Raw genomic sequence first — 8,445 nt, forward strand, 5'->3', positions numbered from 1 at the left:
CGCCAGGCGCGCACCAAGGATTTCCTCAACAAGATCCTGGCGCACTGAAAGCCCTGCGCTCCAAAAAAAGCCCCGAATTCCGGGGCTTTTTTCATGGCGGCTCATGATGGGCGGGTGGTGCGACCAATGCGACAATTCAGGCCATGACTTCRGCCACCCGCACACCCGCCTCCATCCTGACCTCCGCTCTGACCATTACCCGGCCCGACGATTGGCACCTGCATGTGCGCGACGGCGAGGCCCTGCACACCGTGGTGCCGCACACGGCCGCACAGTTTGGCCGCGCCATCATCATGCCCAACCTGCGCCCGCCGGTGACCACGGCCGCCCAGGCGGCGGCGTATCGGGAGCGCATCCAGGCCGCTGTGCCGGCCGGCGTGCAGTTCGAGCCATTGATGACGCTCTACCTCACCGACAACCTGCCACCCGATGAGATCAAGCGCGCGAAAGACGCCGGTGTTGTGGCGCTCAAGCTATACCCGGCCGGCGCCACCACCAACAGCGATGCCGGGGTGACCGACCTGCGCAAGACCTACAAAACGCTGGAGGCCATGCAAAAAGAAGGCGTGCTGCTGCTGGTGCACGGCGAGGTCACGTCATCCGACATTGACTTGTTCGACCGTGAAGCCGTGTTTATCGATACGCAACTCATTCCGCTGCGCCGCGATTTCCCTGAGCTGAAGATCGTGTTTGAGCACATCACCACCCGCGAAGCCGCCCATTACGTGCGTGATGCCGGCCAGTTCACGGGGGCGACCGTCACCGCGCACCACCTGCTCTACAACCGCAATGCCATTTTCACGGGCGGCATTCGGCCGCACTACTACTGCCTGCCGGTGCTCAAGCGCGAGACGCATCGCCTGGCATTGGTAGAAGCCGTCACCAGCGGCAACAACCGCTTTTTCCTGGGTACTGACAGCGCACCGCACCCCGCGCACCTCAAGGAGCACGCAACGGGCTGCGCAGGCTGCTACACCGCCCACGCCGCCATGGAGCTCTACGCCGAAGCCTTTGATGCGGCCGGCGCACTGGACAAGCTTGAGGCATTTGCCAGCTTCAACGGTGCCGATTTTTACGGCCTGCCGCGCAATACCGGCCGCATCACGCTGAAAAAGGAAAGCTGGCACCCGCCCGAGAGCTTTGCTTTCGGCGAGGCTGAGCTCAAGCCTTTGCGCTCAGGTGAAAACCTGCCCTGGAAACTGCACACTTCAGAAAGCCCCTGATGGACCACAAGCCGCGCGTTGCCCTGCTCATTGACGCCGACAACTCGCCGGCGTCCAAGATCGACCTGATCCTCAACGAGTTGTCGACCTTCGGCGAAACGAACATCCGCCGCGCTTACGGCAACTGGAAAAAGAATGAACTCAAGGGCTGGGAAGAGGTGTTGCACGAGCATGCCATCCGCCCCATGCAGCAGTTCGACTACACCAAAGGCAAGAACGCCAGCGACATGGCCATGGTGATCGACGCGCTGGAGCTGCTCTATACCGACCGGCCCGATGCCTTTGGCATCGTTTCGTCGGACGCAGACTTCACGCCGCTGGTCATGCACCTGCGCGCCAAGGGCGCGGCGGTCTACGGCTTTGGCGCGCAGAAAACGCCGGAGCCATTTGTCAATGCGTGTTCGAGATTCCTGTTCCTTGACAAGCTGCGCCCCATCGCCGTCAGTGATGCGGCGGGCAGTGCTCACGGAGACAGCCGTGACGATGGCGAGGCGGTTGCCGCCGCGCCCCTCAGGGCAACACCCGCCCAGCTCAAGCAGGACGCCAAGCTGGTCATGCTGCTGCGCAACGCCGTCCAGGCCGCAGCCGACGACGAGGGTTGGGCGCGCGTGGGTGCTGTAGGGACGCAAATCGCCAACCAGGCCTCGTTTGACCATCGCAACTACGGCTATGCCACGCTGACCAAGCTGCTGGTGGCCACCCAGCTGTTTGACATCGCCGACGAAGGCAAGTCCACCGTCGCAGTGCGCGACAAGCGACTGAACAAGTCGGCCCGGGCCTAGGGGGCCTGCAGGTGCGAGTCGCTGCAGCCCTGCAGCCAGCGCCGGCCCTGCCGATGCCGGCATGGAACCAGCCTTGGCTGCAACCCTGGCAGGAGCCCGGCGAACGTGTGGCCCAGGCCGTAGCGGCGGGCACTGCGCTGCACGAGGCCCTGAATGCCGAGAAGCGTGCCCCGATGCGCTTTGTTCCCCAAAGCGCATTGCCCGCCGGCGAGGCCTACGAGAGCTTTATTTTCAGGACAGGTGAATGCCCGACCCGCGAAGGGCCGCATGATTTTTTCAATGGCCTGTGCTGGATGCAGTTCCCCGAAACCAAAAAGAAGCTCAACCAGTTGCAGGCTGCGGAAATCGCGCAGGCCGGCGTGCAACAGGTGCGCGGCCCAGTCCGCGACGCGCTGACGCTCTTTGACGAGAACGCTGCTTTCCTGTCGGCGCCGCAACCCTTGTGGGACGCGCTGGCGGCGCGGGACTGGCAGCTGCTCTTTGTGGGTTTGCGCCCACTCTGGCAGCAAGCCCGGCTGGTGCTGTTTGGCCATGCGCTGCTGGAAAAACTGATTTATCCACGAAAACCGATCACGGCCCATGTGTACCGGGCGCAAGCAGCTATCAATTCAATAGCAGATCTGGACCGCTGGATTGCCGCGGATCTGAGCGCTGACAAGCTGGCCGGCAAGCCTTTTTCCCCTTTGCCGGTGCTGGGCGTGCCCGGCTGGTGGCCCGGGAACGAGAACTTTTCCTTTTATGATGACTCCCTTGTATTCCGACCGCCACGGCTGCAAAACAACAGATAGAAATCAGCCACGGGCTTGCGGCACAGCTTGAACTGCGCTGGCAAGCCCTCATATCCTGCGCAAGGCGGGCTTTTTTTACCGACCCCACGGAGAACCCATGAAACGTATTTTTCTGTTTGTCCTGACCAACCTTGCTGTCGTGGTGGTGCTGGGCATTGTCGCCAGCCTGCTTGGCGTCAACCGCTTCCTCACGGCCAACGGGCTGAACCTGACCGCGCTGCTCGGCTTTGCGCTGATCATGGGCTTCGGCGGTGCCTTTATCTCGCTGCTGATCAGCAAACCCGTCGCCAAATGGAGCGCCGGGGTGCGGGTGATCGAGTCGCCCCAAAATGCCGACGAGGCCTGGATTGTTGAGACCGTGCGCAAGCTGGCCGACAAGGCCCAGATCGGCATGCCCGAAGTCGGCATTTTTGAAGGCGCGCCCAATGCCTTTGCCACCGGCGCATTCAAGAACTCGTCTCTGGTGGCCGTGTCCACCGGCCTGCTGCAAGGCATGACCAAGGAAGAAATCGAAGCCGTGCTGGGCCATGAGATCGCCCACGTGGCCAACGGCGACATGGTCACCATGACGCTGATCCAGGGCGTGATGAACACCTTTGTGGTTTTCCTCTCGCGTGTGATCGGCTACGCCGTCGACAGCTTTTTGCGCCGCGGCAGCGACAGCAATTCCGGCCCCGGTATCGGCTACTACGTCAGCACCATCGTGCTGGACATCGTGCTCGGTTTTGCCGCCGCTATCGTCGTGGCCTGGTTCTCGCGCCAGCGCGAGTTCCGTGCCGACGCCGGCGCCGCGCAGCTGATGGGCCGCCGCCAGCCCATGATGAACGCGCTGGCMCGYCTGGGCGGCATGCAGCCCGGCGAACTGCCCAAGGCSGTGGAAGCCATGGGCATTACCGGCAGCATCGGCAAGCTGTTTGCCACGCACCCGCCGATTGAAGAGCGCATCGCGGCCTTGCAGAACGGCCAGGCCTAAGCACCAAAGGGCGCCCCGCACAGGGCGCCTTTTTTTTCATGAAATTTCAAGGAGCGCGAACATGAAAAGCTGGATCAGGCAGAACCGCAGTTTTCTGGTGTTGCTGTTGTTGTTCGGGCTGTTCCGTACCGCAATCGCGGACTGGAACCCCATTCCCTCGGGCTCCATGCGGCCCAACCTGCTTGAAGGCGACGTCGTCTTCGTCAACCGCCTGGCCTACAACGTCAAGATTCCGCTGACCGATACCGTGCTGGCGCGCACCACCGATCCGCAGCGCGGCGACGTCGTCACTTTTTCCTCGCCGGTGGACAGTGYCCGTCTGATCAAGCGGCTGGTGGCTGTGCCGGGCGACGTCGTGGAAATGCGCGACAAGGTGCTCATCATCAACGGACTGTCAGCCCGCTATGAGGCGCTGGACACGGTGCTGGAGCCGGCCGGGCCGGTTGGCGTGCTGGTGGCCACGCACGTGAAGGAAGCCACAGCCCAGGAGCAACATGAAATCCAGTGGCTGGCCGGTGTGAAGGCCAAGGACAGCTGGGGACCGATCACGATTCCCGCTGATCAGTACCTGATGCTGGGTGATAACCGCGACAACAGCGCAGATTCGCGCTACATAGGCCTGGTGCCGCGTAACCTGCTGATCGGGCGTGCTGAGCGGATCCTGGTGTCGGCGGACATCCTGGAGAAGTGGCAACCCCGCTTTGAGCGTTTCGGCCGCTCGCTCTATTGATTTGCTGATTGACTGAGGCTGCAGTGGGAGCCTCAGGCCTGGCGGCTTCGCTGTACCCGCTCTATGGCTTGTGCCACTTCCGCCAGGTCCAGACCGTACATCTCGGCAAATTCCGCCGCCGTTTTCCCACTGGCCTCAAAGGCGCGCATCAGTGCTTCGCGTTTGGCGGTTTGCTCGGCCATCTCCGCAAAAGCCTCCTCCAGCAAGGTGTTCGACACCTCATCCTGCGTGCGGGTGCGTTCTGCGTACTCTTCGCGGCTCAAGCCGGATGCTTCAATGGCCTCGATGAGGCGCATACGCACTTTGGGACGCAGGTCTTCCTTTGAACGCGCCTGGCGCCGCCGGAACACCTCCATGATCGCGTGGTGCACATGCTCGGGCGCCACCGGCTCGACGGGCTCGCCCTGCAGGTTATGGCGCGGGTGGCCGGCCGCCACGCATTCGAGGTAACGCGTGGAACGGGCATGCAGGCCCAGCGCCACTTTCAGTTCGTCGCGCTTGAACGCTTCGGGGTTTTCCGCCAGCAGGTCCTGGAAAGCGCCCAGCTTGAGCGGCAGGAACTGTGCGCCGAACATTTTTGGGTAGAGCTCGAACAGCTTTTCCAGCACGGGGTGGACTTCGCGTGGGCGCTGCTGTTGCTGCTGCGGGTTGGCCGGCCGGGGGCGCTGCGGGGGGCGGGGGCGTTTGGCACGTGGGGAGGGTGTGGTGGTTTCAGTCATGTGTATGGGGTGAAAAGATGGTGTGGCGGGGTGTTCAGAAAGCTCAGCGGGGCCTGAACATGCGAAAGAGGTTGTCGGGGGTGACGGCGAAATAATCGGCCGGGCCACCGCCGCGAAGAATCGGCTCGGCAGCCGCCGTGTCGTAAATGCCGTCTTTGAGCAGATGCCTTGCAATGTACACGCCGACGACTTCACCCAGGACCAGCCAGGTGGGAACCGGCACGCCGTTGGCGCCCTGCAACTGCAGGATTTGGGTTAACTTGCACTCAAAAGAAACCGGGCTTTCCTGTACGCGCGGCACGGCAATGCGTTGCGAGGCCACGGGCGTGAGGCCGGCGAGCTCGAACTCGTTGACCTCGGGCGGCACCATCGCGCAGGAGCGGTTCATGGCCTCGGCCAGCGCCCGCGTTGCCAGGTTCCAGCCGAACTCGCCGGTTTCGCGGATGTTGTGCAGGCTGTCTTTGGCGCCAATGCTGGCGAAACCGATGATGGGCGGCGTGTAGTTGAAGGCATTGAAAAAGCTGTAGGGTGCCAGGTTGAGCTGGCCCCTGGCGTCCTGCGACGAAATCCAGCCAATGGGGCGTGGCCCCACCATGGCGTTGAAGGGATCATGCGGCAGGCCGTGGCCTTTAGAGGGCTCGTAGTAGTGAAAGTCCTGGCTCATCACGCGGCCATCCGCTGTTGTTCGGCGTCCTGCAGCACGCTGCGCGCCAGGGCCTCCGCAACCTTGATGCCATCCACGCCGGCCGACAAAATGCCGCCGGCGTAGCTGGCGCCTTCGCCGGCCGGGTAGAGGCCGYGCACGTTGACGCTTTGCAGGTCTTCGCCGCGGCTGATGCGGATCGGCGAGGAAGTGCGCGTTTCCACGCCGGTCAGCACCGCGTCGTGGGTGTCAAAGCCCTTGATTTTTTTGCCGAACACGGGAAAGGCTTCGCGCATGGCCTCGATCGCATACGCAGGCAGGGCAGACGACAGGTCGCCGATGGTCACGCCCGGCTTGTAGGACGGAGTGATGCTGCCCAGCGCGGTCGAGGGGCGGCCCGCCACGAAGTCACCCACCAGCTGCGCCGGCGCCTGGTAGTTGCTGCCGCCCAATACAAACGCGTGTGATTCGAGCTGGCGCTGTAGTGCGATGCCGGCCAGCGCGTCGCCCGCCTCGAAGCCGGGGTAGTCGCGCGGGTCTATGCCCACCACGATGCCGGCATTGGCGTTGCGCTCGTTGCGCGAGTACTGGCTCATGCCGTTGGTCACCACGCGGCCGGGCTCCGAGGTGGCGGCCACCACCGTGCCGCCTGGGCACATGCAAAAACTGTAGACCGAGCGGCCGTTGCTGGCGTGGTGCACCAGCTTGTATTCCGCCGCGCCCAGTGAGGGGTGACCGGCATGGCGGCCCCAGCGCGCGCGGTCGATGATGCCCTGTGGGTGCTCGACCCGAAAGCCGATGGAAAAAGGCTTGGCCTCGATGTATACGCCGCGCTCGTACAGCATGGCGAAGGTGTCGCGCGAGCTGTGGCCCAGCGCCATCACCACCTGGTCGGCGCGCATCTCGTGGCTTTGGCCTGTGGCCTGGTCCAGTACCGTGAGGCCGCGCAGCTGTTTGCCTTGCGGGCCGTCCTCGATCAGCACGTCGGTCACGCGCTGCTCAAAACGGATCTCGCCGCCCAGCGCGACGATCTGTGCGCGCATGTTCTCGACCACCTTCACCAGCTTGAAGGTGCCGATGTGCGGATGCGCCTCGAACAGGATGTCGGCGGGCGCGCCGGCTTTCACGAATTCGTTCATCACCTTGCGGCCCAGGTGGCGCGGGTCCTTGATCTGGCTGTAGAGCTTGCCGTCGGAAAAGGTGCCGGCGCCGCCTTCGCCGAACTGCACGTTCGATTCCGGGTTGAGCACGTTCTTGCGCCACAGGCCCCAGGTGTCGCGGGTGCGCTGGCGCACCGTCTTGCCGCGCTCCAGCACGATGGGCTTGAAGCCCATTTGCGCCAGCAGCAGGGCTGCGAACATGCCGCAGGGGCCGAAGCCGACGACGACCGGTCGCAACGGCAAGCCGGCTGGCGCCTGGCCCACGGTGCGGTAGGCCATGTCGGGCGTGGTAAAGATGTGCGGGTTGCCGGAAAATTTCGCCAGCAGCGCGCCTTCCTGGGCGGCATCGGCGAGCGTGACATCGACGATATAGACCTTGAGCAGGTCTGCCTTGCGGGCATCAAAGCTGCGTTTGTGGATGTGGACGTTCTGCAGGGCGGCTGCGGCAACGCCCAGTGTCTGGGCCACCATGGCGGGCAGGGCGCTTTCCGCGTGGTCCAGCGGAAGTTTGAGTTCGGTCAGGCGAATCATGAAAAGGGGCTCGTGTTGATCAAGCAACCCGCATTTTAAAGGCCTGGCGGATAATGGGCCTCGTGAAGCACGCCAGACCGCCGCTGGTGCAATCTGGGAAACCAGGCACTGGAGGAACGTCCGGACTGCACAGGACAGCGTAGGAGGTAACACCTCTCCACCGTGAGGTGAGGATCAGAGCAACAGAGACGAGTCGGCCTTGGGGCAACCTGGGGCCGGGTGAAACGGGCAATCTCTACGCGCAGCAATACCAAGTAGGCCAACGTTGATGTGGTTCCGCAGAGTTGGCGGGTAGGTAGCATTGAGCCGTGGGGGCGACCCCCGGCCCAGATTAATGGCGGTCACGCCGGGCTTTCTCCAAGGGGGSCCGGCGCACAGAATCCGGCTTATCGGCGGGCTTCACACTAATAAAAAAGCCCCGTTCAGCAATGAACGGGGCTTTGTCTTTGGGCCTTGCCGGCCCTGCCTGCGGCGTCTTATTTGGCGGGAGAGGCAGCGGCAGCTGGTGCCGATGCGGTGCCTGCAGCGGCGGTGGCGGCTGGCGCTTTACCGAAGTACTGAGCGAAAATCTTGTCGTAGGTGCCGTCGGCCTTGATGTCGGCCAGGCCCTTGTTCAGTTTTGCGAGCAGCTCGGCGTTGCCCTTTTTCACGGCCAGGCCGTATTGCTCGGGTGCAAAGCTGGCATCGGCGATGGTCTTGAACTTCGAGCCGGTGTTGTTGTTGACGTAGTGCTCCACCACGCCGTTGTCGGCGACCACGGCGTCCACGCCGCCGGCTTCCAGTTCCTTCAGCGCCAGTGGCGTCGCTTCAAAGCGCTTGATGTTGGCGCTTTCCTTGCCCTGCAGCTTGGTGATGACTTCGTCACCCGTGGTGCCGTTCTACACGCCGACTTTGAG

Annotated in this window: 8 protein-coding genes, 1 other RNA gene and 1 pseudogene; 6 read left to right on the forward strand and 4 right to left on the reverse strand. The window is 63.3% G+C overall.

What is annotated here, in order from left to right; translation table 11 throughout:
- Positions 1 to 143: 143 nt before the first annotated feature.
- From pyrC to lepB, 5 genes are all read left to right on the forward strand, one after another.
- On the forward strand, positions 144 to 1,223 hold the full coding sequence (gene pyrC / locus AC1D1P_RS08795) for a dihydroorotase (RefSeq protein ID WP_477668422.1): 1,080 nt from the start codon (positions 144 to 146) through the stop codon (positions 1,221 to 1,223).
- A complete protein-coding gene (locus AC1D1P_RS08800; protein ID WP_477668421.1) occupies positions 1,223 to 2,005 on the forward strand; it encodes an NYN domain-containing protein in 783 nt (260 codons plus the stop codon). The genes pyrC and AC1D1P_RS08800 overlap by 1 nt, the downstream gene beginning before the upstream one ends.
- A gap of 53 nt (positions 2,006 to 2,058) precedes the next feature.
- Positions 2,059 to 2,793 (forward strand): DUF3025 domain-containing protein, encoded by a 735-nt coding sequence (locus AC1D1P_RS08805; RefSeq protein WP_477672711.1) that lies wholly within the window; start codon positions 2,059 to 2,061, stop codon positions 2,791 to 2,793.
- Between the two features lie 97 nt (positions 2,794 to 2,890).
- Positions 2,891 to 3,766 carry a protease HtpX gene (gene htpX / locus AC1D1P_RS08810; protein WP_477668420.1) on the forward strand — a complete coding sequence of 292 codons (876 nt, stop codon included), beginning with the start codon at positions 2,891 to 2,893 and terminating at the stop codon, positions 3,764 to 3,766.
- Positions 3,767 to 3,827: 61 nt separating this feature from the next.
- Positions 3,828 to 4,496, forward strand: a complete 669-nt coding sequence (gene lepB / locus AC1D1P_RS08815) for a signal peptidase I (RefSeq protein ID WP_477672707.1) — start codon at positions 3,828 to 3,830, stop codon at positions 4,494 to 4,496.
- A gap of 32 nt (positions 4,497 to 4,528) precedes the next feature.
- Here lepB and AC1D1P_RS08820 read toward each other — a convergent pair whose 3' ends face one another.
- From AC1D1P_RS08820 to AC1D1P_RS08830, 3 genes are read right to left on the reverse strand one after another with little or no spacing between them, the layout of a single operon-like run.
- Entirely contained in the window at positions 4,529 to 5,215 is a 687-nt protein-coding gene (locus AC1D1P_RS08820; protein WP_477672708.1) for a ProQ/FINO family protein, read from the reverse strand.
- 43 nt (positions 5,216 to 5,258) lie between these two features.
- Positions 5,259 to 5,879, reverse strand: coding sequence for a flavin reductase family protein (locus tag AC1D1P_RS08825; protein WP_477672709.1), 621 nt, complete (start codon positions 5,877 to 5,879; stop codon positions 5,259 to 5,261).
- Entirely contained in the window at positions 5,879 to 7,549 is a 1,671-nt protein-coding gene (locus tag AC1D1P_RS08830) for an NAD(P)/FAD-dependent oxidoreductase (protein ID WP_477672710.1), read from the reverse strand. The genes AC1D1P_RS08825 and AC1D1P_RS08830 overlap by 1 nt, the downstream gene beginning before the upstream one ends.
- A 64-nt stretch (positions 7,550 to 7,613) precedes the next feature.
- Here AC1D1P_RS08830 and rnpB point away from each other — a divergent pair.
- Positions 7,614 to 7,954, forward strand: an RNA gene (rnpB, locus tag AC1D1P_RS08835) — RNase P RNA component class A.
- 71 nt (positions 7,955 to 8,025) lie between these two features.
- Here rnpB and AC1D1P_RS08840 read toward each other — a convergent pair.
- Positions 8,026 to 8,424, reverse strand: a pseudogene (locus tag AC1D1P_RS08840) (transporter substrate-binding domain-containing protein); the annotation flags it as partial.
- Between the last annotated feature and the right edge of the window lie 21 nt (positions 8,425 to 8,445).

This window comes from Polaromonas sp. P1_E1_2 (assembly GCF_056406035.1).

Excerpts from the sequence above, each read along its gene's own strand:
- AC1D1P_RS08820 (WP_477672708.1), bottom strand. The coding sequence starts at position 5,215 with ATGACTGAAACCACCACACCCTCCCCACGTGCCAAACGCCCCCGCCCC.
- AC1D1P_RS08800 (WP_477668421.1), top strand. The coding sequence starts at position 1,223 with ATGGACCACAAGCCGCGCGTTGCCCTGCTCATTGACGCCGACAACTCG.
- AC1D1P_RS08825 (WP_477672709.1), bottom strand. The coding sequence starts at position 5,879 with ATGAGCCAGGACTTTCACTACTACGAGCCCTCTAAAGGCCACGGCCTG.
- AC1D1P_RS08805 (WP_477672711.1), top strand. The coding sequence starts at position 2,059 with ATGCCGGCATGGAACCAGCCTTGGCTGCAACCCTGGCAGGAGCCCGGC.